This window comes from Sphingomonas sp. CCH10-B3 (assembly GCF_001556185.1).
In the GTDB taxonomy this organism is placed as follows: domain Bacteria; phylum Pseudomonadota; class Alphaproteobacteria; order Sphingomonadales; family Sphingomonadaceae; genus Sphingomonas; species Sphingomonas aquatica.
The window spans coordinates 122,096-146,812 of sequence record NZ_LSIJ01000061.1 but is presented as its reverse complement, the minus strand read 5'-3'; the positions used below and the strand labels follow the sequence as shown (position 1 = coordinate 146,812).

The window sequence follows — 24,717 nt, the reverse complement described above, 5'->3', positions numbered from 1 at the left end:
TTAGGCCCAAAAAAGCACCATTTCCGCCATTCAGGCGGCAATGGCATAGGGCTTGATATCGCCGCTGAGGTACAGGTTGCGCGCCTTGGCACGGCTGAGTTTGCCCGAGCTGGTGCGCGGCAAGGTCCGCGGCGGGATCAACTCGATCACACAGTTCATGCCGGTAACCGACCGTACCTTCTCGCGAATTTCCTCGCGCAGGCGGATGCGCTCGCGCTCATCGGAACTGCGGCACTGGACCAGAACGGCGGGGGTTTCCTCGCCGCCCGGCGTGGTGATCGCGAAGGCGGCGATGTCACCTGCCTTGAAGCCGGGCAATTGCTCAACCGCCCATTCGATGTCCTGCGGCCAGTGATTCTTGCCGTTGACGATGATCATGTCCTTCGCCCGGCCGACGACATAGATATAACCGTCCGACATATAGCCCATGTCGCCGGTGTCGAGCCAGCCATCGACCATGCACGCTTCGGTCGCTTCGGGATCACGGAAATAGCCGGCCATGATCGACGGACCACTGCACCAGATTTTGCCGATGGCGCGTTCGGGCAGGGGCGTACCGTCTTCCTCGCGGATTTCGACGGCCATGTCGCGGACCGGTTTGCCGCAATTGACGATTGCGCGGTAACGCTGTGGGCGGTCCTGTTTGGCGGCAGCGCCCGACAGCTCGGTTTCCTCGACCAGCTCGACGCGAATACCTTCGCCCGGTGGCATGATCGACACCGCCAGTGTCGCTTCGGCAAGGCCGTAGCTCGGCAGGAAAGCGCTGGCCTTGAAGCCGGCGCCGTCGAAGGCATCGACGAAGCTCTGCATCACATCGGGCCGGATCATGTCGGCGCCATTGCCGGCGAGCCGCCAGCGCGCCAGATCGAAACGATCGGCCGCCTTGGTCTGGCTCGACATGCGGCGTGCGCAAATGTCGTAGCCGAAGGTCGGCGAATAGCTGACCGACGTCCCCGTGTTGCGGCTGATGAGGTCGAGCCAGGCAAGCGGACGGCGGGCGAAATCCTCGGTCTTCAGGAAATCGACCGAGACCTGGTTCGCCATCGGCGAGAGCATGCAGCCGACAAGGCCCATGTCGTGATACCAGGGCAGCCACGAAATGCAGCGGTCGCTGTCGATCAGTTGCATGCCATGGCCATGCGCCGCGAGATTGTTCAACAGCGCAGCATGGGTAACGGCAACGCCGTGCGGGAAGCGCGTCGAGCCGCTCGAATATTGCAGGTAGCAGATGTCGTCGGGCTGCGCCTGCGGCAGCACCGCCGGAACGACCGGCGCCGTCGCGAGCGTTGCCCAGTCGATGGCCTTCACACCGGCGACCTGCGCGGCGGCGCCGGCCATGTCGCTCAACTCGGGCGGAAAGACCAGCAGAACCGGATCGCTGCTCGCCAACTGCACCCGGATCTGCTCGACATAGGCATCACGACCGCCGAACGAGGTGGGCAGCGGCAACGGCACTGGCCAAGCGCCAGCATAGACGGTGCCGAAGAAAAGCGCGGCGAACTCGGCGCTGGTTTCGGCGATCAGGGCGACACGGTCGCCGGGCGCAATGCCCATTGCGATCAGCCGCAGCGCGGCATCAAGCGCATCGGTGCGCAACTCGGCGAACGGATAGGCGCGCTTGATCGTCCCGCGCGCGTCATGGAAATTGAAGCCACGCTCGCCCGAGGCGGCATAATCGAGCGCTTCGCCCAACGTGCCGAAATCGGCGAAGCGACGCGGCAGTGCGTCCGTCGTCGGCGTCGGCGCGGGCAATGCCCCCTGCACCGCGTCGGCCTGCCGCTGTTCGATCACCATTATGTTCAAATCCCTTGCCCTCGTTATCGGCCGATCTTGGCCAATTCTTTGAATTTCACAATGCCCCAGCGCGCGCGAAGGCCGCATTGGCGTGCGCCAAGCTTCCAAAATCGGGTTTGACTATGGCACAATGATGGCATGGAGCGCGCAAACCCTGCAAAACGGCGCCCGGCGCCCCCGCTTGACGCTGCCGCATTGGAGCGGCTGGCGCTTCGCTATGTCGAGCGGTTTGCAACAACGCGTGGTCGGCTGGTCGATTATCTGAAGCGCAAGATTCGCGAGCGGGGCTGGCAGGGGCCAGCCGCCGACCCGCTTGCCATCGCCGAGCGATTTGCCGCGCTTGGCTATATCGACGACCGCGCCTTTGGCGAAGCTCGCGCGGCCGCAATGGCGCGGCGCGGGCTGGGGGCTCGCCGCGTGGGCGGCGCCCTGCGCGCGGCGGGTATCGATGCCGAAGACGCAGAGGCGATCGCACCCGCGATTGCCGGGCGAACCATCGCCTCCGCCATTGCCTTTGCCCGGCGCAAACGGATCGGACCGTTCGCGTTGGCCGAGGCCGACCGTCCGCAGCGCGAACGACAGCTCGCAGCGATGATTCGAGCCGGTCACGGCTTCGATATCGCGCGGCAGATTGTGGCACTTGCGCCGGGTGACGAGGCAGCGCTTGCCGCCCTCGACGATGAAGGACAGGACTTTGGCACTCGCCAATTTTCGTGATAGGCTTCACGACTGACGGGGGGCTGTCTAACGTGCACGCGGATTTTGAGGGGCAACCGGCATCTTTGGCGCGATTGCGCACCGCTGTGGATTTCCCCGCAGGCGATGATGAAGCGTCCGGGCGTCGGTTCGCCGGTACGCTCAAATGGTTCGACGTCACGCGCGGTTTCGGTTTCCTCGTGGCCGACGAACCGGGCGTCGGTGACATTCTCGTCCATTTCTCGGTTCTCCAGCCGCATGGCCGCCGTAGCCTGCCCGAAGGCGCGCGGATCGATTGCCTTGCCGTGCGGCGCGATCGCGGTTTTCAGGCGCGCGAGATTCTGTCGATCGACTTGAGCCAGGCGATCGAGCCGCCGGTGCGGGTGCGCCCGGCGGACCGGGTCGACCCGGTCGATCTGGTCGATCAGGCGGGGCCCTTCGAACCCGTCATCGTCAAATGGTTCAATCGCCTGAAAGGCTATGGATTTCTGGTGCGCGGATCGGATGATGCCGATATATTCGTGCATATGGAGACCTTGCGGCGCGCCGGCATCGGTGAGGTCGAGCCCGATCAGCCGCTGCGCGCCCGCGTCGTCGACGGACGCAAGGGGCCGCTCGCGGTCGAGGTCGAACAGGAAGGATAGTCATGCGTATCACCGCCTTCTGCGTCGCCATCGCCGTTGCGCTGGCGCTGCCCGCCTGCACTGGCGGCAATGCCGTCGCCAGCTCGGCCGGCGAACCGAGCCGACCGACGATCGGCCTCACGATTTCCAGCGCAAGCGGCAAACACATGTTCCGCGTGGAAACAGCCGCCACCAGCCAGCAACAGGCGCGCGGCCTGATGTTCCGCACCGACATCCCGCTCGATGGCGGCATGTTGTTCTATCCCTATCCCGGCGATGGCGGCCCGCCGCGCGAAGCGAGCTTTTGGATGAAGGACACGCCGAGTTCGCTCGACATCATCTTCATCCGCGCCGACGGGACAATCGCGCGCATCGCCGAGAATACGACGCCCTTTTCGGAAGCACCGATCGGCTCGGGCGAGCCGGTCGCCGCCGTGCTGGAACTGCGTGGCGGGCGCACCGCCGACCTTGGTATCGCCGAGGGCGACGCGGTGACCTGGGACGGCCGCAAACGCTAACCCGCGAGTTCAATACCACCGCAGTTTGTGTAACGCGGAAAGACCTAGATTGGGTGGTATTCTGCCATCACAATCGGTCGCGTGATAACTATTGATGTGTAGATGCGTGACTGCGCAACAAGCACTTAGCTTCGGCCCGCGAAAACACGATACCGCTGGCAATCCCGCCGACCAGATAAGTTGTAGTCGGCAGCGGGTCGAACCTCACTCCGTTCAGGCCGACGCCGAAACCACGCGACCAATATTCAGGAAGCAACGACACAACCAGCGCAATGCTAATCACACCGACCAGAACATTTATCGACACCCCACGTCCTGCGCCGCCCGCTCGCGCGGACATCAGAAGACCCCCAAAGAGTAAACCGTAGCTCAGCTTCGCTGCTGGCGACACTTCGTCCGCAACTTCGAAGACATCCAGAAACAGGTTCCCGACGGATGGGAGAGGCGAGAGCGACAGAAGGGCAATCAGAAGGCTTGGAAGATACACTGCCGTTGCCCATGCCAATACCCATGCGACGAAAAAGCACTTCGGTGAAGGTGGTCGCGTTGGTGTCATGAGGGTGTCCTAACTGCTGGTTTCTCAGTGTCGAGTATTCGGACTGGCAGCAACGGGGTCAAAAGCCGCCACACCGCTTTTATGCGGCGACGGCCGGTTGAAGCCGCGCGCTGCTCGCGCTAAGCGGCGGGCATGGGCCTGCTCGGAACAATCTTCACCTGGTGGAACGGCGCCACCTTCGGCACGCAACTGGGGTTGCGTGGCAAGACTCGCGTCGGCAGCGATTCGCTCGGGAATGTGTATTACGAAGGCGGCCGCGATCCGAACGGCATCACGCGCCGCTGGGTGATCTATAGCGGTGCCAATGACGCAAGCCGGGTGCCGCCCGAATGGTTCGGCTGGCTCCACCATCAGGTCGATGCGTTGCCGGATCAGGCATTGCCGCCGCCGCGCGCGTGGCAAAAGCCGGCCGTGCCCAATCTGACGGGCACCGAGCTGGCCTATCGCCCGGCCGGCGCGCTCGAAAAGGGCGGGCTGCGCGCGGCTGCGACCGGCGATTACGAAGCCTGGACGCCGGGTGAGTGACCGCCGCCGCTGGCTGATCGGCGGGGGAGCGGCGCTGGGCGCGGTGCTGGCCGCGCTCGCGATCTGGTTCGGCTATCAGCGCTGGAGCGCACCGCCGCCGCCAACCGGCGAGCCGGTCAAGACGACGGGCACGACCGCACTCGATGCGGCGCAAGCGCCAACCGACGTGACCACGATCGATGTCACCCCCGGCGCGGATATTGCGCGCGGCACGACGCCAATGGCGCAGCGCGTGGCCGTGCTCGGGTTGCTGAACAAGCGCAACGGGGCGGCCCGCGACCTGACGCTCAAGCCCGGCCAGGCAATGCGCGTCGGCAATGCCGTGGTCCGGCTGCGCGCCTGCGAACAGACCGCGCCGTGGGAACCCGAACATTATACCGGTGCTTTCGTCCAGCTCGACGTGATGCAGCCCGACAAGAAATGGCGGCGGGTGTTTTCGGGTTGGCTCTACAAGGAGCGCCCCAATCTGAACGTCGTGCTCGATCCGCTTTACGACGTCTGGCCCAAAAGCTGCGCGATGACTTTCCCGTCGGGTGGCGATGCCACGGTTGCCGTCGCTGACGCACCGTCGAGCGCGAAGAAATCGCCGGGCAAGGCCGATCCGGCACCAGCCGACGCAGAATCGACCGTGCCGTCGCCGCCCGCCAAGGCCCCCTCGACCGCACCCGCAACCGCTGCGGACAACAGCCCGAGATAAGTCGCCCGGCTGATCTCGACGGCGCCGAGCGAGGCGAGGTGATCGGTCTGGAATTGGCAGTCGAGCAGGGTGAATCCGCCGACCCGCAACCGCGCGACCAGCCAGGCAAGCGCGACTTTCGATGCATCGCGGCTGCGCGACACCATACTTTCGCCGAAAAAGGCTCGGCCAAGCGCCAGCCCGTAGAGGCCACCGACCAGCCGATCGCCATCCCAGCATTCGACCGAATGGGCATAGCCGCGCGCATGGAGCGCCGTGAAGGCTGCCTCGATCTGCCCGCTGATCCAGGTCTCGGGGCGATCGACGGTCCCCTCCGCGCAAAGCCGGATGACTTGGTCGAACGCGGTGTCCGCCGTTACGCGGTAACGATTTGCCACCAGCGTCTTGCGCAGCGATCGCGACAGGTGGAAGCCATCGAGCGGGAGAATGGCACGGCGCTTCGGCTCGACCCAATAGACGCTGTCGGCTTGGCGATGATCGGCCATCGGGAACACCCCGACCGCATAGGCGCCGAGCACCATCCGAGGATCGAGCACTTTCAGGCCCGAAGCGCTGCCGGTCGTGGTCAACGCCCGCGCGCGGCCTCCGCGAGCCGTTTCTCGATCGCCTGCCACAGAGCGGCGAAGGCTTGTGCGGCAGCGGTGCGTCCCGCGAAGCTGCCGACCGGCGCGCGGCGCACTGCCATCGTTTCGATCACGCTGGCCATGGGGATGACGGGCCAGTCGGGATGGCGCGCGAGCGCATCGGCATGGACCTTGCGCCGTCGGTCGACCATTGCGTGCACGGGCATCAGCGCGGCGCGGCTGCCGAGCTGTTCGACAACCTCGGCAAAGGCGCGCTCGCTGAGCGGGGAGGGGATCACCGGCACCACGATCAGGTCGGCGGCGCGCATTACCTGGTCGCTCGTCTCGGTAATGCCGGGCGGGCAATCGAGGATCACCCGGTCATAATCCTTGCCCGCAGTGGTCAGCAGCTTGGTGAGCAGCTTCTTCTTGTCGAGTTCGTGGAACAGCACGTCGAGCCCGCGCAGCGAGCTGTCGGCGCCGAGCAGGTCGAGCCGGGCGATATCGGTCTTCTGAATCAGCTTGGTGGGGTCGACGTCCTTGGTGAATACAGCCTGCGCCTGCCCCTTGGTCTTGCGGTCGCTGACGAGGAACGTGCTCGCGGCCTGCGGGTCGAGATCCCAGAGCAGCGTCCGGCGCGACGACAGCGTCGCGGCGCACCAGGCGAGGTTGACGGCGAGGGTGGTTTTGCCGACCCCGCCCTTCAGGCTGTAGATTGCAATGGTTGCCAAAGTAGGATGTGCCTCCGTTTGATCGAATGGCCCCCTATCGTGCAGGATGAGGGCGTTCGACGCAAGCCATTGCGCCACTGGCGGCGCAGCGGCGCGGAGGCGACAAGCTGGCCGGGCCGGTCAGGCCTTGCAGCTCTGGGCTGGCTTGCCAGGCTGGGTCAGTGTCACCAGCTTCGGCGTGCCCTTCATCGAATAGCCATCGGCGACCAGCGGATCACCGGCCTTTTCGGCAGTCAGCCGGATCGGCGCGCCGTCCTTTTCGGTGCGCAGATTGGCAAGTTTGTCACCCGCAAAGAACTCGACATAGATCAGGCTGTTGTCCTTGCAGCGCAGCGTCACCGTCGCCTTGATGGCAGGCGGCAGCTCAACCTTGGGCGCCTTGGCGGCGGCTTCCTTGAGCGGGTCTTCGGCACCCTGGACGATCGGTTCGTTTTCGCAGGCGGCAAGCGGCAGCGCGAGCAGCGCGGCGGCGGTGAGAAGGATGGTTTTCGTCATAGTCTTGGGAGAGTTGCGCAGCTTGTCGTTCGCGTCAAGTGCGTGGTCGGCAAGAACAACGCCAATTTCAATGACATAAAATTGTAATCTTCCAAATTATCATAATTATGACTTTCGACAATTTCTGTTGTAAAACAGTATCTTCACTCGTGAAATTCAGAACGTTCGGGAATGCGGCCAAAGGCGATCTTGGTGCCCACGCGGTCGATCCGACCGTTGCCGATCGGCCCCACCGATACTGCGTGTCGCCCGAATTTCTCGTTGAGCACGTCCATCGCCCGGCTGAGCGCCAGCCCGCGCGTCTCGCGCGCCAGCGGATCGTCGGGGTCGAGCAGGCCGAACAACGACTCCTGCTCGCCCGCCACTGCCTCCATTTCGCACAGCGTCACGCCGACCATCCGCACCTGAAAGTCGCCGCGCCGCACCCGCCCGGCGGCGTGAAGCTGCGGGAACAGCTTGTCGAGTGCTGCAAGGATCACGAAGCTGTCCTGCGTCGCGGGCAGCTTGGCCGAGGCGCGCCAGCTGCTCTTGTCGTCCTCGAACCGGGCGTGCAGCACCAGCAGCCGCGCGCGCATCTGCTTGCGGCGAAGGCGGCTCGCGGCCTTCAGCGCCAGCCGCCGCGCGGTCAGCCGCACCGGCTCGGCGCCGCGCTTGCCGGGCGACAGGACGTGGCTATGGCCGATGCTTCGGCTCTGCGTCGGCTTTTCAGGCAGGTCGACGCCGTGGAGGAGATACCAGAGCCGGTCGCCATTGGTGCCGCCCCACGCCGTTCCCGCATCGCGCGGGCGGCGCGCAACGAGCTGCCGAATGTCGTTGATTCCCTCCTGCGCGAGCCGCTGCTCCATCTTTGCGCCGATCCCGGCGATGTCGCGCAGCGGCATGTCGAACAGCCGCTGCGGCAGCTCGTCGGCGGTCAGGATCACCAGCCCGTCGGGCTTCATCATGTCCGACGCGAGTTTTGCCAGCAGCCGGTTGGGCGCAATGCCGACCGAGCTGGTCAGGCAATCGCCGACTTGCGCGCGGATGCCCGCCTTGATCCGGTGCGCCAGTGCGGTGGCGGCATCGACGCTGTTTTCATTGTCGAGCAACCGGCACGCGACTTCGTCGATCGAACAGACCTTGGTGACCGGGATGTGGCGCCAGACTTCGGCGACGATCGCTTCGTGAAACTCGACATATTTGTCGTGGCGCGCCGGCGTGATGATCAGGTCGCGGCATAGCCGCTTGGCTTCCCAGACGGGTGTGCCGGTGCGGATGCCGTATTTCTTCGCTTCGACCGAGGCAGCGATGGCGACGGTCGTGTCGCTGTCGACGGGGGCCACGAGAATCGGCTTGCCGCGCAGCGCCGGGTTCAACTGCTGCTCCACGCTCGCGAAATAGCTGTTCAGATCGAGGAACAGCCAGCGCAGCGGGCGCGGGGGCAGGGTGTCAGTCACGGGTGTCGGGATGCCCGAAAGTCACGAAGGTCATGACCATCCCAGCGGGGTGCTGGCAGCAGAGTCGGTCGTGAACATATCCAGAACTTACATGATTTGGGCGGTGTTGGAAAGCGCTGGCCCTGACCGGTTCAGCCTTGGTGCCCGATCGTGTCGAGAACCATCAACCCGCCGACCGCAAGCGCGGCGATGCTGGCGAGCAGCACTGCGCCCGCCGCCGCATCCTTGGCCGCGCCGATCGCTTCGTGCTCGTCGGGGTGGAGGCGGTCGATGAGATATTCGAGCGCGGAGTTGACCATCTCGAGCGTCAGCACCAACGCTGCGGCGATCACCAGCGCAGCGACCCAGATCGGCGCGGGGCGCAGGACGACCACCACCACCAGCGCGGCGGCACCCAGCACCACCTGCGTGCGGAAACTGCGCTCGCGCCGCCACACCGTCGCAATGCCCGCCAGTGCATAGCCGAGCCGGGTGAGGAAGCGGGCGTTCTTCATTGCCCCATCAGCCTAGGCCTGATCGCGACCCAGAACAACGCCGCACCCGCTTGCGCCCGCCGGTCGGTGTGATAGCCCTGTCGCACACCGATCCAAGGGAGGCGAGTCGATGCGGGCGCGGGCGATGAAGCAGGCGGGAATGTTGGCATGTGCGGCGGTCGCTGCCGCACTGACTGCAAGCGCGGCATCGGCGCAAGTGCCCAAGGAGCAATTGCTCGTGCCCCCCGCCGATGCACAGAAGTATAAGCTCGTGTCGGCAGCGGGCGAGCATGGCAGTGCAGCGGTATGGCGGCTGGCCGATGGCAGCTTTGCGGTGCGCGAAAGCATGAACCTGCGCGGGCAGATTTTCGAGCAGGACGAAGTGATCCACTCAGGGACCAATGGTCAGCCCGACCGGATCGTGATCCGTGGCTACACGCCGAGCGGTGATTCGGCCGAAACCTTTGCGATCACGAACGGCACCGCGCGCTGGACCTCGCCGATCGACAAGGGCGAGGCAAAGTACGACGGCAAGGCGCAATATGCGAGCTTCGGCGGGCCGTTCGCGGCCAACGCTTATTTCGCCGAAGCCTTGTTCAAGGCGCCGGGTCGGCAACTGAACCTGTTGCCCGGCGGGGTCGCCCGGCTGGAAAAGCTGGTCGATGTCGCGGTCGGCAGCGGCGCGACGGCGAAGACGGTGACGGTCTGGACGCTCGAGGGTGTCGCCAATGAGCCCGTGCCGATCGTGATGAACACCGACGGAAGCTTCTTCGGCTTCGTTGGCGGCATCGCTTTGCTGCCCGAAGCTTATACCGGCGACATGCTGAAACTGCAGAAGGCGCAGATCGACGCGCTCGCGGCGCGCAATCCGGCGTATAAGGCGCGGTTTGGCGTGGTGTCGCCTGTGCCGGTCGCCTTCACCCATGTGAAGCTGTTCGACGCGCTGTCGGGCAAGTTCGTCGATGACCAGACAGTGGTGGCCGACAAGGGCAAAATCGTCGCGGTCGGCGCGGCGGCGACGGTGAAGGTCCCGGCCAATGCCAGGGTGATCGACGGCAAGGGCAAGACGCTGTCGCCCGGCATCTGGGACGCGCATATGCATGTCGGCAGCGATTTGCAGGGGCTGCAACTGCTGTCGCAGGGCGAGACCAGCGCGCGCAATCCGGGCGCCGACATCCAGCCGACGGTCCTGCGCAACCAGCAGATCGCGGCGGGGAAGTTGCTGTTCCCGACGGTCTATTCATCGGTGCTGATCGACGGCAAGGGGCCGCTGCAGGCGCAGGGCGGGATCAGCGTCTCCTCGGCTGACGAGGCAGTTGCGGCGGTGCGTCGCGCCAAGGACAATGGCTTTACCGCGGTCAAATTCTACACTTCGATGAAGCCCGAATGGCTGTGGGCGGGGATCAAGGAAGCCAAGAAGCTGGGGCTGCACGTCCACGGCCATATCCCCGCGACCTTGCGCGCGACCGATGTCATCGCGGGCGGCTATGACGAGATCACGCACATCAATTTCGTGATGATGCAGGCGCTGCCCGACAGCGTGGTCAACATCAGCAACGGCATCGAACGCTTCAACGGCCCCGGCAAATACGCCAAGGACGTCGATCTGAACGCCGAGCCGATGAAATCGCTGATCAAGCTGATGGCGGCGAAGCAGACGGTGGTCGATCCGACGATCTCGACGTTCGAGAGCCTTTATGTGCCGGAAAATGGCGATTTGTCGCCGTCCTATGCGCCCTATGTCGGCACGCTGCCGCCGGCGGTCGAGCGAGGCTTTCGCGCTGGCGGGTTCCAGCCGCCGGCGGGCGTGACGCGGGCCGATTGGCGCGCGAGCTTTGCCAAGCTGGTGGCGCTGGTGAAGGCGCTGCACGATGCCGGTGTGCCGATCGTCGCGGGCACCGACGGCGGCGGGCTGGAGATCGTGCGCGAGCTGGAGCTATACGTGCAGGCTGGGTTCACGCCCGGTGAGGCGCTCCAGACCGCGACGATCGTGCCCGCGCGGCTGGTCGGGGCCGACAAGGCGACCGGGTCGGTGACGGTCGGCAAGGAAGCCGATCTGGTGCTGGTCGATGGCGATGCGTCGAAGGACATCGGCGCGATGCGACGCACTTTGTGGGTGATGAGCGACGGCGCGCTGATGAACGCCGACGAGCTGCGGCAAGCGGCGGGCTTTGCGGGACGGCCGAAGTGAGCGCGGTTGCCATCACCCGCTACGCCGATTTCTGGCGCTTCTATCTGCGCGAACATGCCAAGGCCGAGACGCGCGCAATCCATTATGCCGGGACCGCGATGACGATCGGCTTTGCCGCGCTGGCAGTGATGTGGGGCGGCTGGTGGTGGGCGCTGGTGCCGCTCGCCGGATACGGCATGGCGTGGCCCGCGCATTTCCTGGTCGAGCGCAATCGCCCGGCGACCTTCACTTATCCGCTCTGGTCGCTGGTGAGCGATTACCGGATGTTCTTCCTATGGCTGGGCGGGCGGCTGGGGCCGCATCTGGCGGCAGCAGGCGTCCAGCGATAGCCGCGATTGCGGCGCGCCAGCATTTCCTGCGCTTGCCCCGCTTGCCCGCGCGCGCCATTTAGGGTGCCATGCACACTGCCTCCACCACGCTCGCGCTCATCGGCAACACGCCACTCGTCCGCCTCAAAGGGCCCAGCGAAGAAAGCGGCGGCGAGATTTTCGCCAAATGCGAATTCGCCAACCCCGGCGCATCGGTGAAGGACCGCGCGGCGCTGTCGATCGTCGAGGATGCCGAGGAGCGCGGGCTGATCAAGACCGGCGGTACGATCGTCGAGGGGACGGCGGGCAATACCGGCATCGGCCTTGCGCTCGTCGCCAATGCCAAGGGCTACAAGACGATCATCGTCATGCCCGAAACGCAGAGCCGCGAGAAGATGGACACGTTGCGCGCGCTGGGCGCCAGCCTGGTGCTGGTCCCCGCCGCGCCCTATTCGAACCCGTGTCATTTCGTCCACCAGAGCCGCCGGATCGCCGAGGAGACGCCCAACGCGATCTGGGCGAACCAGTTCGACAATGTCGCCAACCGCCGCGCGCATGTGACGGGCACGGCCGAGGAAATCTGGGCGCAGATGGACGGACGGATCGACGGCTTCACGTGCGCGGCGGGCACCGGCGGCACGATCGCGGGGGTGGGGCTGGGCCTCAAGTCGCACGACGAGAAGGTCAGGATCGCGCTCACCGATCCGCACGGCGCCGCGCTCTACAACTATTACGCGCATGGCGAGCTGAAGAGCGAAGGATCGTCGGTGGCCGAGGGGATCGGGCAGGGGCGGATCACCGCCAATCTCGAAGGTGCGCCGATCGACACTCAGTTCCGCGTCTCGGATGCCGAGGGCATGTACTGGGTCGAAAAACTGCTGTGCGAGGAAGGCCTTTGCCTCGGCTTGTCGTCGGGCATCAATGTCGCGGGCGCGGTCGCGCTGGCCCGACAGCTGGGGCCCGGCGCGCGGGTCGCGACGATCTTGTGCGACACCGGTTTTCGCTATCTGTCGACGCTCTACAATGCCGATTGGCTGGCGGCGAAGGGCCTGCCGGTCCCGGCCCAGTTGCGGCCGGCCTGACCGGAAATTTGGCAAGTCGCGCGCAATCGGCTAGAAAATTGCGGGTGGTGAGCAGCAAGAAATCGGCACCGTCGAGCCAGTCGATGCAGCGGGTGACGGTCGGGATGACCGGCCTTGCCGCGGTGCTGTTGCTGATCGGGCTCGCCAGCGCGATCTTCAGCTCGGCGAGCCGCGAACGGCCGGTCGCAGTGGCCGGCGGCGCCAAGCCCGATGTCGTCGCCAATATCTCCGCCACGAACACCAGCGACTCCGCTGCTGCCAACGATCGCGAACCGCTCGCCGAACTCGGCATTGCGCCGAGCGCGGCGGGAAACAGCGCCACCCCCGCAAAGCCCGACAAGTGATTCCGGCCATGGCCCTGGGCGGCGGTGGGGAGAGCCGGGGAATTTGCCCCCCAGATCGCACCGTGCGCGGGATTCCGGGCCTCTTGGCGCGCCCAATATTAGAACACACGAAGAACAACCTAAGTAAGCCGAAGTGGTTTCCCCCGGGAATCCCGCCGATATAGGTAAAATTCCCGCGATTTCCCCGCTTGACCCGTTGATCACCCGCGATTTCCCTGTTACCTCATGGTTAACAAGGGGCGCGTGCTCTCGTTCGTGATTCAGGGGTCGAGATCGGCAATGGGCTGATTCTCGGAACGGGAGAGCTTTGCACGCCTCGGATAGGGTGGGCGTGTCGGGCAGAAGCAGCTATCGGGGCTATGGCCTGCAGCAAGTGGACGAGAAGGGCCGTGTCGCCATTCCGTCGCCGCTGCGTGCTGCCCTGCTGGCGCGCAGTCCGATCGGCCCCGACGGCAAGGCAATCACTACCGTTGTGTTGCAGGCGCATGAGCGCCAGCCATGCATCTGCGGCTATGACCTCGATTTCGCCGATCAGCGCGAGGCCGAGCTCGAGGAGCGCGCGCGGCTGAACGCGCTCGAAGATGGCGCCCCCAACGACGACATCCTGCGCGGCGGCATGGCGAGCGACGAGCTGCCCTTCGATACCTCCGGGCGGTTCATCATGCCGGGCTTTCCGCGCAAGCACGCGAAGATCGGCAAATGGGCGTTCTTCTACGGCATCGGCAAATATTTCGAAATCTGGGACCCGGCGACCCTGCTGGCGACCCCCGGCGTCCATCCGAATGTGCGTTCGCTGGTCGAGCATGAACTGGCCGAACGCAAGGTGGTGCTGTGACCGGCGTGCCGCACATCCCCGTGCTGCTCGGCGAAGTGCTGAGCGGCCTTGCCGTTGCGCCCGGTTCGCGCCAGATCGATGCGACCTTTGGCGCTGGCGGCTATTCGCGCGCGCTGCTGGAAGCGGGGGCCGAAGTCATCGCCTTCGACCGCGATCCCGATGCGATTGCGGCGGGGCAGGCGCTGGTTGCGGAAGCTGAAGGGCGGCTGACGCTGATCCACGCAGTGTTCTCGTCGATGGGTGCCGAGATCGAGGCACGTGGCCTCGCGCCCGTCGATGGGCTGACGATGGACATCGGTGTGTCGAGCATGCAGCTCGATCAGCCCGAGCGAGGCTTTGCCGTGCAGGCTGATGCCGTGCCCGACATGCGGATGAGCCAGGAAGGCGAGACGGCGGCGGAGTTTCTCAACACGGCTGACGAGGAAGCAATTGCCGACGTCCTCTATCATTATGGCGAGGAGCCGCGCTCGCGCCGCGTCGCTCGCGCGATTGTGGCTGCGCGTCCGATCGACAGCACGCTGCAGCTGGCGACCGTCGTTCGCCGCGCGCTGGGCCACAAGCCGCACGACAAGAAGGATCCGGCAATCCGGATCTTTCAGGCGATCCGCATTCATCTGAACCGCGAACTCGACGAGCTGGAGCAGGGGTTGGCGGCGGCCGAGCGCTTGCTGCGGCCGGGCGGGCGGCTGGCGGTGGTGACGTTCCACAGCCTGGAGGACCGCATCGTCAAGCAATTCCTGCGCACGCGGTCAGGATCGCAACCGGCCGGGTCGCGCCACTTGCCGCAGGCGGCGAGCGGCCCGGCGCCCAGTTTCGAAACCGTCGGACGCGCGCGACGCGCCACCGACGATGAAGTCGCCCGCAACCCGCGGGCGCGATCGGCAACATTGCGCGTGGCGCAGCGGACGGCGGCCGCTGCATGGCAAGAGGGAGCAGGACAGTGACGGCAGCATATCGGTTGCGGGGCATCGGCTGGTTCATCAGCAGCGTCGTGGTGGTGCTCGGATGCTATCTTGTCTCGTTGCAGGTCGCGGCCGAGCGCAAGCGGGTCGATGACATCAACCGCGCGATCATTCAGGCCAAGCGCGATATTCGCGCGCTCGACACCGAATTCAGCACCCGCGCCAACATGGCCCAGCTCGAGCGCTGGAACGGCGAAGTGCTGGCGCTGGCGGCGCCGACCGCCGATCAGTTCGTCACCGATGATGCCGCGCTGGTGCAGGCGCATTTCGATGGCGCAATGCCCGAAGGTGCGCCAGGCCACAGCGAGGCACGCGTCATTCCTGCGGCCCATGACGAGCCCGTTGCGCCGCCTGCTGTAACCAACGCTGTCGTCACCACGATCGCGCCAACGCCAGCACCTGCCCCGATCACCGCCGCGGCGCCCGCGCGCATCGCTCCTGCGCGCACTGTGTTGGCGAGCGCTGTCGTGTTGCCCCGTTCACCCGTGCGCCCCCGCGCGGTCGCGCTGCTCGACCGCAAGGCGCTGCGCGAGAACCGGCTGGCCGACCTGATCAAGGACATCCCGCTCGACACAGGCGGCGCCCGGTGAGCGTCCTTGTCGCACGTCCGCCGGTAACGCGGCGGCTGGCGGGCGCTCGTCAGCCGATCGCGGCGATTGCGCCCGTGCGGCTGGTAATGCTGTTGCTGATGGTCGCGGCAGGCGTGACCTTCATTCTCGCGCGGCTCGCGTGGCTCGCGGTCTTTGCCGAACCGGCAACAACGCGCGACGCCGCCGAGGCGCTGGTGCCGCTGCGTGGCGATGTCACCGACCGGAACGGCGTGCCGCTTGCGCGCACGATCGATGCCTGGTCGATCGGCGTCCATCCGCGCAGGCTGGTCAACGAGCCGCGCGAGCTGGCCGCCAGACTCGCCGCGCTGATCCCCGATCATGACGAAAGCTGGTATTATCGCGCGCTGACGTCGGAAAAGTCGTTCGTCTTCCTCCAGTGCCGGGCAATGCCTGAACTGGTGAAGGCAGTGAATGCGCTGGGCGAGCCGGCCATGGCCTATTCGCGTGAGCCCGAGCGGCTGTATCCGCAGACGACGATGGCGGTGCATGCGCTGGGCGCGCTCGACATGGATGGGCATGGCATTCGCGGGATCGAGCGCGTGCTCGATACGCCGCTGACCGATCCGTTGCAGCGCGCGCGGCCGTTCGCGATGTCGCTCGACAGCCGTGTGCAGGCGGCGATGGAAAGCGAGCTGGGCGCGGCCATGGCGAGCTTTCAGGCGCGCGCGGCGGCAGGTGTCGTGCTCGATGCGCAGACCGGCGAAGTGATCGCGATGGTGTCGCTGCCCAATTATGACGCCAACAGCGTGCCCAAGGTCTATGATGTCGAAAACCCCGACGATCCGGGCATGATGCGGTTGCGCAACAACGTGACGCAGTCGGTGTATGAGCTGGGATCGACCTTCAAACCGATCACGATGGCAGCCGCGATCGATTCGGGCGTGGTGACATCGATGTCGCGGCGGTTCGACGCGCGTGCGCCGCTTCTGGTCGGGCGATTCCACATCCGCGACGATCACCCGCAGAAACGCTACCTCGATATTCCCGAAACGCTCGTCCATTCGTCGAACATCGCGACCGCGCGGATCGCCAAGGAAATCGGCAAGGACCGGCTGCAGACGATGTTCAATGCGCTCGGCTTCGGTACCCGCGCCGACATCGAGCTCAACGAGCGCGAAAAGCCGCTGTGGCCGGGCTATTGGTCCGAAACCACGACAATGACGGCAGGCTATGGCCACGGCATCGCGGTGACGCCGCTGCATCTGGCGAGTGCCTATGCCGCGCTGGTCAACGGCGGCATCTGGCGGCCGGCGACGATGATGCGGATCGCGCCGGGTCAGGCGCCCGAGGGGCGGCGGGTGATTTCGGAAGCGACCAGCGCGCGGATGCGCCAGCTGCTCCGCCTCGTCGTGCTGCAAGGCACCGGCAAGAAGGGCGAAGCACCCGGCTACCGGGTCGGCGGCAAGACCGGCACGGCTGAAATCGCGATGAAGACCGGCTATTCGAAGAAGCGCAATGTCTCGACCTTTGCTGCCGCTTTCCCGATGGACGCGCCGCGCTATGTGGTGGTGGCGATGCTCGATTCGCCTCACGCCAATGCCCAGAGCGGTGGCCAGACCACGGCCGCTTGGACCGTCGCGCCGGTGGTGTCGCGCGTGATCATGCGCACCGGATCGCTGCTCGGCGTGATGCCCGACATGAACCGCGACGTTGATGTGTCCGAACTGCTGCCGCTGTTGTGGCATGCGCCGGGCGAAGATCAGGCGGCGCCAGAATGAGGACGCGCGAATGAAGCTGGGCGCGCTGACCGGCACCGACGAGTCGGTTGTCGTCACCGGCTTTGCCATCGATCACCGCAAGGTTGCGCCCGGGACCGTGTTCGGCGCCTTCCGGGGCATGCGCGTGAATGGCGAGGATTTCATCGACGCGGCGATCGCCGGCGGCGCGATTGCTGTGATCGCGCGGCCCGAAGCGGTGGTGCGGGGTGCTGTCCACATCGCCGACACCAATCCGCGCGCGGCTTTTGCCCGGCTGGCGGCGCGCTTCTTCGCGCCTTTCCCCGGCACTTGCGTTGCGGTGACCGGGACCAATGGCAAGACCTCGACGGTCGAAATGACCCGGCAATTGTGGCGGATGGCGGGCTTTCACGCCGCGTCGATCGGCACGCTGGGCGTCACGACGGGCGAAGACCGCGTCGCGACCGGGCTGACGACGCCCGACATCGTCACTTTCCTGTCGAACGTCGCAGGGCTTGCGCGCGAAGGCGTGACGCATCTCGCGTTCGAGGCGTCGAGCCACGGCCTGTCGCAATATCGCACCGAAGGGGTGCCGGTGGCGGCAGTCGCCTTCACCAACCTCAGCCGCGATCACCTCGACTATCACCTCGACATGGAGGATTATTTCGCGGCCAAGATGCGGCTGTTCCGCGATGTCGCCCAGCCCGGCGCGCGCGCGATCGTGTGGGCCGATGATCCGCGATCGAAAGCGGTCGCGGCGATTGGCCGCGAGCGCGGGCTTGACCTGATCACGGTGGGGGGGCGTGGCGAGACGCTGAAGCTGGTCGGGCGCACGCCGAGCCTGCTCGGGCAGGCGCTGGTGATCGAGGCAGCGGGCAAGAGCCACAAGGTCAGCATGCCGCTGATCGGTGCCTATCAGGTCGCCAATGCGCTGACCGCCGCAGGGCTGGTGATCGCGACCGGCGGCGATGTCGGCGCGACGATAGCGAATTTGGCGCGGTTGCAGCCGGTGCGCGGGCGGCTCGAGCGCGCGGTCATCACTGCCAAGGGTGCGCCGGTCTATGTCGACTATGCGCACACCCCCGACGCGATCGAAGCGGCGATTGCGGCGCTCAAGCCGCATGCCCCGGGCCGGCTGATCGTGCTGATCGGCGCCGGCGGCGATCGCGACGCGGGCAAGCGCGAACCAATGGGGCAGGTGGCCGCCGCGCATGCCGATGTCGTGATCGTGACCGACGACAATCCCCGCAGCGAAGACCCCGTCGCGATCCGCGCCGAAGTAATGCGCGGCGCGCCCGATGCGACCGAAATTGCCGATCGCCGCGAAGCCATTGCCGCCGCGATCGCGATGGCTGGACCTGAGGACATCGTGCTGCTGACCGGCAAGGGGCATGAGCAGGGCCAGATCGTCGGCGATCTCGTCCTCCCCTTCGACGATGTCAGCGTGGCGCGGGAGTGCGCGGCATGAGCCTGTGGACCTCGGTCGAAATCGCGGCCGCGACGGGCGGCACGGCTTCGGCCGACTTTACGGTCGACGGCGTCGCGTTCGATTCGCGTGAGGTCGGCCCCGGCGATCTGTTCGTCGCGCTGAAGGGCGCGACCACCGACGGGCACAAGTTCCTCGACCAGGTGTTCTCCCGCGGCGCGGGCGGCGCGATCGTCTCGACGCCGCCTGCAAGCCCGGACAGCCCGCACGTGCTGGTCCCCGACACCATGGCCGCGCTTGAGGCGCTGGCGCACGCCAGCCGCGCGCGAATGACGGGGCCGGTGATCGGCGTCACCGGATCGGTCGGCAAGACCGGCACCAAGGAAATGCTGTTCGCCTGCCTCGATCGCGGCGCGCCGGGGGCGGTGCATCGCTCGGTGAAGAGCTACAACAACCACACCGGCGTCCCCTTGAGCCTCGCGCGGATGCCCGCCGCCAGCCGCTACGGCGTGTTCGAGATGGGGATGAACCACGCGGGCGAAATCGCCGCACTGACCCGGATCGTCCGCCCGCATGTCGCGATCATTACGACGGTCGCGTCGGTGCACATCGAATTCTTCAAGGACGAAGCCGGGATCGCCGACGCCAAGGCCGAGATTTTCGAAGGGCTCGAGCCCGGCGGCACCGCGATCATTCCCTATGACAATGTCCACCGCGACCGGCTGATCGCCGCCGCGCTCGCGGTCGACGCGCGGGTGGTGACGTTCGGGCTGGGCGAGGGCGCCGACATCCGCGCGATGGAAACGATGCGGAGTCCCGGCGGTGGCACCTATGTGACCGCGCGGCTGCTGGGGCGCGAACTGGGCTTCACGATCGGCCAGCCCGGGGCGCATCTGGTGAGCAATGCGCTGGCGGTGCTGGCGGCGGTCGAGGCAGTCGGTGCCGATGTCGCGCTGGCGGGGCTGGCGCTTGCCGACATGGGCGGGCTGGCCGGGCGTGGCGCGCGGATCAATGTCGCGCTTGAGGGCGGCGGCAGCGCGCTGGTGATCGATGAAAGCTACAACGCCAACCCGACTTCGATGCGGGCAACGCTTGCGGTGCTCGCCGCCGAGCCCGCTGCGCGCCGCATCGCCGTGCTGGGCCAGATGGGCGAGCTTGGCGCCGACAGCGCTCCCTTCCACGCTGGCCTGGCCGAGCCGTTGCTGGCGGCTGGCGTGGCCCATGCCATTCTGGTCGGCGAAGGCATGCAGCCCCTCGCAAACGCGCTTGAGGGGCAGCTTGAATTCGTCCATGTGCCCGACGCATCGGCGGCACGCGCGGCGCTGATCGCCCTGCTTGCGGACGGCGATGCCGTGCTCGTCAAGGGATCGAATTCGGTCGGGCTGTCGGCGGTCGTCGCGGCCCTTTCGGATGGAAAGGGCTAATGTTCTACCTCATCGCACAGCAACTGGGCTTCCCGAGCGGGCTCAACCTGTTCCGTTACCTGAGCTTTCGGACCGGCGGGGCAGTGGCGACCGCGCTGCTGATCGGGCTGCTGATCGGGCCGCGCTTCATCGGCTGGCTGCGTTTGCGGCAGGGCAAGGGGCAGCCGATCCGCACCGACGGCCCGCAAAGCCACCTCGCCAAGCGCGGCACGCCAACGATGGGCGGGCTGATGATTCTCACCTCGCTCAGCATCTCGCTGGTGCTGTGGATGGACATCAGCAACCCTTATGTCTGGGCATGCCTGTTCGTGACGCTCGGCTTCGGGATGATCGGCTTCCTCGACGATTACGACAAGGTCCGGAAGCAGAAGACGGCCGGCGTTTCGGGGCGCATCCGGCTGGCCGGGGAATTCCTCGTCGCGGGCGTGGCAAGCTGGATCATCATTCAGCAGAACGGGCCGGTGCTGCATTTCCCCTTCATCGATCAGGGCTTCAATATCGGGCCGTTCTATTATCTGTTTGCGGCCTTCACGATCGTCGCGTTCGGCAATGCCGTGAACCTGACCGACGGGCTTGACGGCCTCGCGACGATGCCGGTGATCATCGCCGCCGTTGCTTTCATGCTGATCGTCTATCTGGCGGGGAACGCGAAGTTCGCGGCCTATCTCGGCATTCCGCATGTGCCGCGTGCGGGCGACCTCGCGATTTTCTGCGGGGCGGTGATCGGCGCCTGCCTTGCCTTTCTGTGGTTCAACGCGCCGCCTGCAGCGGTGTTCATGGGCGACACCGGCAGCCTTGCGCTCGGTGGCGCGCTTGGCGCGATTTCGGTGGTCGCGCATCACGAGATCGTGCTCGGCATCATCGGCGGGCTGTTCGTGGTCGAGGCGCTGAGCGTCATCATCCAGGTGTTCTTTTACAAGCGGACCGGGCGGCGCGTGTTCCGCATGGCGCCGATCCATCATCATTTCGAACAGCTCGGCTGGGCGGAGTCGACCGTCGTGATCCGCTTCTGGATCATTGCACTGGTGCTCGCGCTGGCGGGTCTTGCGACGTTGAAGCTGCGGTGATCACGAGCGCGGCCTGGCGCGGCAAACGCTTCGCGGTGCTGGGGCTGGCGCGCTCGGGATTCGCTACCGTCGAATCTCTGGCTGCGAGCGGAGCCCGGATCGTGGCGTGGGACGATAATGCCGATTACCGGTATCGGGCGGAGTCAATCGACGGCGTTGTAATCGGCAATCTCGACGAGATCGATCTTGCCGGCTTCGACGCCCTGATCGTTTCCCCCGGCGTGCCGATCAACCGGCATCCGGTCGCCGCCAAGGCGCGTGCCGCCAACGTTCCGATCATCGGCGACATCGAGCTCTTCGCGCAGGCCCGCGCCGAACTGCCGCCGCACAAGGTCGTCGGGATTACCGGCACCAACGGCAAGTCGACCACGACTGCACTCGTCCACCACATCCTCCAGACGGCGGGTGTGCCGAGCCTGATGGGTGGCAACATCGGCCTGCCGATCTTGGACGCCGACCCGCTGCCCGAAGGCGGCGTCTATGTGCTCGAACTGTCGAGCTACCAGATCGACCTGACCCAAAGCCTCGACTGCGACATCGCGGTGCTGCTCAACATCACCCCCGATCATCTCGATCGCTATGACGGGTTCGATGCTTATGCCGCTGCCAAGGCGCGGCTGTTCGCAATGCAATCCCCGGCGCACAAGGCGATCATCTCGATTGCCGACGATGCGTCGACCAAGATCGCGCGAGGCCTGTCGGCGCGCGGCGAGGCGCTGACCAAGATCGCGCCGGGCTTCTGCATGGACCAGTCGCGCTGGCCGCAACTGCAAGGCCCGCACAATGCCCAGAATGCGCTGGCGGCGATCAACGTCTGCGAAGCGTTCGGCGTATCGAATGCCGACATCGACCGCGGCTTGGAGACTTTCGTCGGCCTTGACCACCGGATGCAGACGGTCGCGGTCAAGCACGGCGTGACTTTCGTCAACGACAGTAAGGCGACCAATCCCGAAAGCGCCGCGCCCGCGCTCGGATCGTTTGATCGCATCCACTGGATTCTGGGTGGTCAGGCGAAGTCGGATTCGCTCGATCCGTGCGCGCCGCACTTCGGTAACGTGGTGCGCGCCTATGCTATCGGCGAGGCGGGGCCGATGTTTGCCGATGTGCTCAAGGACCGGGTGCCGGTGCAGGTCAGCGGCACGCTCGCCGCCGCCGTCGCAGAGGCCGCCGCCAACGCGCAAGCCGGCGAGACGGTGCTGCTGTCGCCTGCCTGCGCCTCGTTCGACCAGTTCACCGATTTCGAAGCACGCGGGCGTGCCTTTGTTGCGGCAGTGGAGTCCCTCGCATGACCGATACGCGAAGCGATGCACGCGCCGACCAGCGCCGCCAGCTTTGGGCGAAGGTGCGGCCCCGCGGCGGGCGCGGCGACCGCAGCCCGCTCGGCATGTGGTTCTTCGACATCGACCGTGTGCTGCTGCTGCTCGCGCTGCTGCTGATCGCGATCGGGCTGCTCGCGGTCGCCGCGGCATCGCCAGCCGCTGCCGTGCGTTACTCGGGCGACAAGGTTCACATCGCCCCGCTCTATTATTTCTGGCGCCAGCTGATCTGGGTGGGCGTGTCGGTACCGTTGATGATCGGGGTGTCGATGATGCCGGTGCCGCTCGCGCGGCGGATGGCGTTGATCGGCGCGGCGCTGTTCCTCGTCTGCCTCGCGCTGGTGCCGGTGATCGGCGTCGCGCATAACGGCGCCCGGCGCTGGATCGGCGTCGGCATTTCGGAATTCCAGCCGTCCGAATTCCTGAAGCCCTGTTTCGTCGTCGCGATCGCGTGGCTGCTGTCGTTGCGCGACAAGGAACCCGATCTGCCGGTCGTGACGATCAGCTTCATCATCACCGGTATCACGGCGTGCCTGCTGATGCTCCAGCCCGATTTCGGTCAGACGATCGTGTTCTGCACGATTTGGCTCGCGCTGCTGATGATCGCGGGCGTGCCGCTCAAGACGCTCGGGATGTTCGTCGGCGCGGCCCCTGCCGGGCTGCTCGCCGCCTATCTCTTCTACGATACGGCGCGCGTCCGCATCGACGCGTTTTTGTTCAAGGGCAATGACGACGCGCCGATCGACCATTACCAGACCGACATGGCACATGCGACGATCACCTCGGGCGGGTTGACCGGGACGGGCCCCGGCGGCGGCACGATGAAGTTCAAGCTGCCCGAAGCGCAGACCGATTACATCTTCTCGGTGATCGGCGAGGAATTTGGGCTGGTCGCCTGCGCCGTCATCGCGCTGCTGTTCTTTGCGATCGTCGCGCGGGTGGTGGTGAAGCTGCTCGACGAGACCGACGCGTTCCGGATGCTCGCCGCTGGGGGCCTTGCGGCGCAATTCGGGCTGCAGGCGCTGATCAGCATGGCCGTCAACACCGGCGTCGCGCCGTCGAAGGGGATGACGCTGCCGTTCATCAGCTATGGCGGGTCGTCGATGATCGCGCTGTCGATCGGCATGGGGATGCTGCTGGCGTTCACGCGGCGCAACCCGTTCCTGAAGCGGTCACCCTATGTCGTCGAATGGGGCAAGAAATGAGCCGCAGCCGCCACTTCGTCCTCGCTGCCGGTGGCACCGGCGGGCACATGGTTCCCGCCGCCGCACTTGCCGCCGAATTGATCGCACGCGGCCATTCGGTGGCGCTGGTCAGCGACGAGCGCGGCGTGCGTTTTCCCGGGCTGTTCGACGGCATCGAAACGCATATCGTTCCCGCCGGGCGGCTGAGTGGCGGGCCGGTCGGCTGGGTGCGCGCGGGGAGTGCGATGCTTGCCGGGCGCCGCATGACCATCGATCTGTTCAAGGCGCAGCGCCCCGCCGCCGTGATCGGCTTCGGCGGTTATCCCGCGCTGCCCGCGCTGCTCGGCGCCTTTGCGCTCGGCATTCCGACCGCGGTCCATGAGCAGAATGCCGTACTGGGGCGCGTCAACCGGCTGGTGGCGGGCAAGGTGAGCGCAATCGCGACGTCCTATCCCGATGTCGAGCGGCTTGCTCCCAAGCATCGCGAGAAGACACATCTGGTCGGCAATCCGGTTCGCGAGTCGGTGCGGCTACTGCGCGAGCGGCCCTACCCGCTGCTCGAGGAAGACGGCATTTTCCGCGTGCTGGTGACCGGCGGCAGCCAGGGCGCGAGCGTGCTGTCCGAAGTCGTCCCCGACGGCCTCGCGCTATTGCCGATCAGCTTCCGCCGTCGCTTGCAGGTGACGCATCAGGCGCGGATCGAGGATATCGATGCCGCACGCGCCAAATATGCCGATCTGTCGATCGCGGCCGAGCTGGCGACCTATCTGCCCGATCTGCCCGAACAGCTCGCCTGGGCGCATATCGTGATCGCGCGCGCGGGCGCGTCGACGCTTGCCGAACTGACCTGCGCCGGGCGCCCCGCGATCCTGATCCCGCTGCCGAGCGCGACCGACGACCACCAGACCGCCAATGCCCGCGAGATGACGCAGGCGGGCGGCGCGCGGACGATCCCGCAGCGCAGCTTCACCCCGATCGAACTCGCCAAGCAGATGCAGAAGCTGGGGCTCGACCCGACCGCGCTCGAAAATGCCGCCGGACGCGCGCGCAGCTGCGGGCGGCCCGATGCGGTGCGCGATCTCGCCGATCTGGTCGAAAGCCTCGATGCGCCCTCGGCTCCCGATCTGGTCGGGGCGACGCGGCGCGTGAAGTTCGGCGACCAGACCGCCTATGCGTAAGGGGCG

At 66.2% G+C, this 24,717-nt stretch carries 25 protein-coding genes and 1 pseudogene; 19 read left to right on the top strand and 7 right to left on the bottom strand.

Annotation, left to right across the window (positions count from 1 at the left end):
* Positions 1–30: 30 nt before the first annotated feature.
* Positions 31–1,794 (bottom strand): fatty acyl-AMP ligase, encoded by a 1,764-nt coding sequence (locus tag AX672_RS10490; protein ID WP_066651077.1) that lies wholly within the window; start codon positions 1,792–1,794, stop codon positions 31–33.
* Between the two features lie 138 nt (positions 1,795–1,932).
* On the opposite strand from AX672_RS10490, the gene AX672_RS10485 reads away from it, so the two are divergent.
* The 3 genes from AX672_RS10485 (at position 1,933) to AX672_RS10475 (ending at position 3,631) form a co-directional block, all read left to right on the top strand.
* Positions 1,933–2,511, top strand: a complete 579-nt coding sequence (locus tag AX672_RS10485) for a regulatory protein RecX (RefSeq protein ID WP_082730494.1) — start codon at positions 1,933–1,935, stop codon at positions 2,509–2,511.
* 86 nt (positions 2,512–2,597) lie between these two features.
* Positions 2,598–3,134, top strand: coding sequence for a cold-shock protein (locus tag AX672_RS10480; protein ID WP_066651075.1), 537 nt, complete (start codon positions 2,598–2,600; stop codon positions 3,132–3,134).
* Between the two features lie 2 nt (positions 3,135–3,136).
* A complete protein-coding gene (locus tag AX672_RS10475; RefSeq protein WP_066651074.1) occupies positions 3,137–3,631 on the top strand; it encodes a DUF192 domain-containing protein in 495 nt (164 codons plus the stop codon).
* Positions 3,632–3,719: 88 nt separating this feature from the next.
* On the opposite strand, the gene AX672_RS18600 is transcribed toward AX672_RS10475, so the two are convergent.
* Positions 3,720–4,187, bottom strand: coding sequence for a hypothetical protein (locus AX672_RS18600; protein ID WP_168727428.1), 468 nt, complete (start codon positions 4,185–4,187; stop codon positions 3,720–3,722).
* 132 nt (positions 4,188–4,319) lie between these two features.
* Here AX672_RS18600 and AX672_RS10470 point away from each other — a divergent pair, with 132 nt between their 5' ends.
* Positions 4,320–4,712: an NADH:ubiquinone oxidoreductase subunit NDUFA12 gene (locus tag AX672_RS10470; RefSeq protein ID WP_066651073.1), complete on the top strand. Its 393-nt coding sequence runs from the start codon at positions 4,320–4,322 to the stop codon at positions 4,710–4,712.
* A gap of 220 nt (positions 4,713–4,932) precedes the next feature.
* Positions 4,933–5,166 (top strand): annotated as a pseudogene (locus AX672_RS19230) (DUF2155 domain-containing protein); the annotation flags it as partial.
* Positions 5,167–5,201: 35 nt separating this feature from the next.
* Here the strand turns inward: AX672_RS19230 and aat are convergent.
* From aat to AX672_RS10440, 5 genes are all read right to left on the bottom strand, one after another.
* Positions 5,202–5,930 (bottom strand): leucyl/phenylalanyl-tRNA--protein transferase, encoded by a 729-nt coding sequence (gene aat, locus AX672_RS10460; RefSeq protein WP_066651191.1) that lies wholly within the window; start codon positions 5,928–5,930, stop codon positions 5,202–5,204.
* Between the two features lie 44 nt (positions 5,931–5,974).
* On the bottom strand, positions 5,975–6,703 hold the full coding sequence (locus tag AX672_RS10455; protein ID WP_066651071.1) for a ParA family protein: 729 nt from the start codon (positions 6,701–6,703) through the stop codon (positions 5,975–5,977).
* 120 nt (positions 6,704–6,823) lie between these two features.
* Positions 6,824–7,198: a hypothetical protein gene (locus AX672_RS10450; RefSeq protein WP_066651070.1), complete on the bottom strand. Its 375-nt coding sequence runs from the start codon at positions 7,196–7,198 to the stop codon at positions 6,824–6,826.
* A 143-nt stretch (positions 7,199–7,341) separates the two neighbouring features.
* A complete protein-coding gene (locus tag AX672_RS10445) occupies positions 7,342–8,634 on the bottom strand; it encodes a DNA polymerase Y family protein (protein WP_066651069.1) in 1,293 nt (430 codons plus the stop codon).
* A 131-nt stretch (positions 8,635–8,765) separates the two neighbouring features.
* Positions 8,766–9,128 (bottom strand): diacylglycerol kinase, encoded by a 363-nt coding sequence (locus tag AX672_RS10440; RefSeq protein WP_066651068.1) that lies wholly within the window; start codon positions 9,126–9,128, stop codon positions 8,766–8,768.
* Between the two features lie 124 nt (positions 9,129–9,252).
* Between AX672_RS10440 and AX672_RS10435 the strand changes: the two genes are divergently transcribed.
* From AX672_RS10435 to murG, 14 genes are all read left to right on the top strand, one after another.
* Complete coding sequence (locus tag AX672_RS10435; protein WP_202189307.1) at positions 9,253–11,298, top strand: amidohydrolase family protein; 2,046 nt, start codon at positions 9,253–9,255, stop codon at positions 11,296–11,298.
* Positions 11,295–11,627 (top strand): DUF962 domain-containing protein, encoded by a 333-nt coding sequence (locus tag AX672_RS10430; RefSeq protein WP_066651066.1) that lies wholly within the window; start codon positions 11,295–11,297, stop codon positions 11,625–11,627. The genes AX672_RS10435 and AX672_RS10430 overlap by 4 nt, the downstream gene beginning before the upstream one ends.
* 68 nt (positions 11,628–11,695) lie before the next feature.
* A complete protein-coding gene (locus AX672_RS10425) occupies positions 11,696–12,688 on the top strand; it encodes a cysteine synthase A (RefSeq protein ID WP_066651065.1) in 993 nt (330 codons plus the stop codon).
* Positions 12,689–12,735: 47 nt separating this feature from the next.
* A complete protein-coding gene (locus AX672_RS10420) occupies positions 12,736–13,032 on the top strand; it encodes a hypothetical protein (protein WP_331711192.1) in 297 nt (98 codons plus the stop codon).
* A gap of 331 nt (positions 13,033–13,363) precedes the next feature.
* Positions 13,364–13,867 (top strand): division/cell wall cluster transcriptional repressor MraZ, encoded by a 504-nt coding sequence (locus AX672_RS10415; protein WP_066651185.1) that lies wholly within the window; start codon positions 13,364–13,366, stop codon positions 13,865–13,867.
* The gene (gene rsmH, locus AX672_RS10410; RefSeq protein ID WP_202189306.1) at positions 13,864–14,811 is read left to right on the top strand and encodes a 16S rRNA (cytosine(1402)-N(4))-methyltransferase RsmH; all 948 of its coding nucleotides are present in this window, start codon (positions 13,864–13,866) and stop codon (positions 14,809–14,811) included. Before AX672_RS10415 ends, rsmH begins: the two co-directional genes overlap by 4 nt.
* Complete coding sequence (locus AX672_RS10405; RefSeq protein WP_066651064.1) at positions 14,808–15,419, top strand: hypothetical protein; 612 nt, start codon at positions 14,808–14,810, stop codon at positions 15,417–15,419. Before rsmH ends, AX672_RS10405 begins: the two co-directional genes overlap by 4 nt.
* Positions 15,416–17,158 carry a peptidoglycan D,D-transpeptidase FtsI family protein gene (locus AX672_RS10400; protein WP_066651063.1) on the top strand — a complete coding sequence of 581 codons (1,743 nt, stop codon included), beginning with the start codon at positions 15,416–15,418 and terminating at the stop codon, positions 17,156–17,158. The genes AX672_RS10405 and AX672_RS10400 overlap by 4 nt, the downstream gene beginning before the upstream one ends.
* A 10-nt stretch (positions 17,159–17,168) precedes the next feature.
* Positions 17,169–18,584, top strand: a complete 1,416-nt coding sequence (locus AX672_RS10395; RefSeq protein WP_066651177.1) for a UDP-N-acetylmuramoyl-L-alanyl-D-glutamate--2,6-diaminopimelate ligase — start codon at positions 17,169–17,171, stop codon at positions 18,582–18,584.
* Positions 18,581–19,966, top strand: a complete 1,386-nt coding sequence (locus AX672_RS10390; RefSeq protein WP_066651180.1) for a UDP-N-acetylmuramoyl-tripeptide--D-alanyl-D-alanine ligase — start codon at positions 18,581–18,583, stop codon at positions 19,964–19,966. Before AX672_RS10395 ends, AX672_RS10390 begins: the two co-directional genes overlap by 4 nt.
* Positions 19,966–21,033 (top strand): phospho-N-acetylmuramoyl-pentapeptide-transferase, encoded by a 1,068-nt coding sequence (gene mraY, locus AX672_RS10385; RefSeq protein WP_066651062.1) that lies wholly within the window; start codon positions 19,966–19,968, stop codon positions 21,031–21,033. Before AX672_RS10390 ends, mraY begins: the two co-directional genes overlap by 1 nt.
* Positions 21,030–22,322 carry a UDP-N-acetylmuramoyl-L-alanine--D-glutamate ligase gene (murD, locus tag AX672_RS10380; RefSeq protein ID WP_066651061.1) on the top strand — a complete coding sequence of 431 codons (1,293 nt, stop codon included), beginning with the start codon at positions 21,030–21,032 and terminating at the stop codon, positions 22,320–22,322. The genes mraY and murD overlap by 4 nt, the downstream gene beginning before the upstream one ends.
* Positions 22,319–23,554, top strand: coding sequence for an FtsW/RodA/SpoVE family cell cycle protein (locus AX672_RS10375; protein WP_066651060.1), 1,236 nt, complete (start codon positions 22,319–22,321; stop codon positions 23,552–23,554). The genes murD and AX672_RS10375 overlap by 4 nt, the downstream gene beginning before the upstream one ends.
* On the top strand, positions 23,551–24,711 hold the full coding sequence (gene murG / locus AX672_RS10370) for an undecaprenyldiphospho-muramoylpentapeptide beta-N-acetylglucosaminyltransferase (RefSeq protein ID WP_066651059.1): 1,161 nt from the start codon (positions 23,551–23,553) through the stop codon (positions 24,709–24,711). Before AX672_RS10375 ends, murG begins: the two co-directional genes overlap by 4 nt.
* Positions 24,712–24,717: the final 6 nt, after the last annotated feature.

Bases quoted from the DNA above. Each gene is read 5' to 3' on its own strand.
- AX672_RS10490 (WP_066651077.1), bottom strand. From the start codon at position 1,794: ATGGTGATCGAACAGCGGCAGGCCGACGCGGTGCAGGGGGCATTGCCC.
- AX672_RS10485 (WP_082730494.1), top strand. From the start codon at position 1,933: ATGGAGCGCGCAAACCCTGCAAAACGGCGCCCGGCGCCCCCGCTTGAC.
- AX672_RS10475 (WP_066651074.1), top strand. From the start codon at position 3,137: ATGCGTATCACCGCCTTCTGCGTCGCCATCGCCGTTGCGCTGGCGCTG.
- AX672_RS18600 (WP_168727428.1), bottom strand. From the start codon at position 4,187: ATGACACCAACGCGACCACCTTCACCGAAGTGCTTTTTCGTCGCATGG.
- AX672_RS10470 (WP_066651073.1), top strand. From the start codon at position 4,320: ATGGGCCTGCTCGGAACAATCTTCACCTGGTGGAACGGCGCCACCTTC.
- aat (WP_066651191.1), bottom strand. From the start codon at position 5,930: ATGGTGCTCGGCGCCTATGCGGTCGGGGTGTTCCCGATGGCCGATCAT.
- AX672_RS10450 (WP_066651070.1), bottom strand. From the start codon at position 7,198: ATGACGAAAACCATCCTTCTCACCGCCGCCGCGCTGCTCGCGCTGCCG.
- AX672_RS10440 (WP_066651068.1), bottom strand. From the start codon at position 9,128: ATGAAGAACGCCCGCTTCCTCACCCGGCTCGGCTATGCACTGGCGGGC.
- AX672_RS10435 (WP_202189307.1), top strand. From the start codon at position 9,253: ATGAAGCAGGCGGGAATGTTGGCATGTGCGGCGGTCGCTGCCGCACTG.
- AX672_RS10425 (WP_066651065.1), top strand. From the start codon at position 11,696: ATGCACACTGCCTCCACCACGCTCGCGCTCATCGGCAACACGCCACTC.
- AX672_RS10395 (WP_066651177.1), top strand. From the start codon at position 17,169: ATGAAGCTGGGCGCGCTGACCGGCACCGACGAGTCGGTTGTCGTCACC.
- AX672_RS10390 (WP_066651180.1), top strand. From the start codon at position 18,581: ATGAGCCTGTGGACCTCGGTCGAAATCGCGGCCGCGACGGGCGGCACG.
- mraY (WP_066651062.1), top strand. From the start codon at position 19,966: ATGTTCTACCTCATCGCACAGCAACTGGGCTTCCCGAGCGGGCTCAAC.
- AX672_RS10375 (WP_066651060.1), top strand. From the start codon at position 22,319: ATGACCGATACGCGAAGCGATGCACGCGCCGACCAGCGCCGCCAGCTT.
- murG (WP_066651059.1), top strand. From the start codon at position 23,551: ATGAGCCGCAGCCGCCACTTCGTCCTCGCTGCCGGTGGCACCGGCGGG.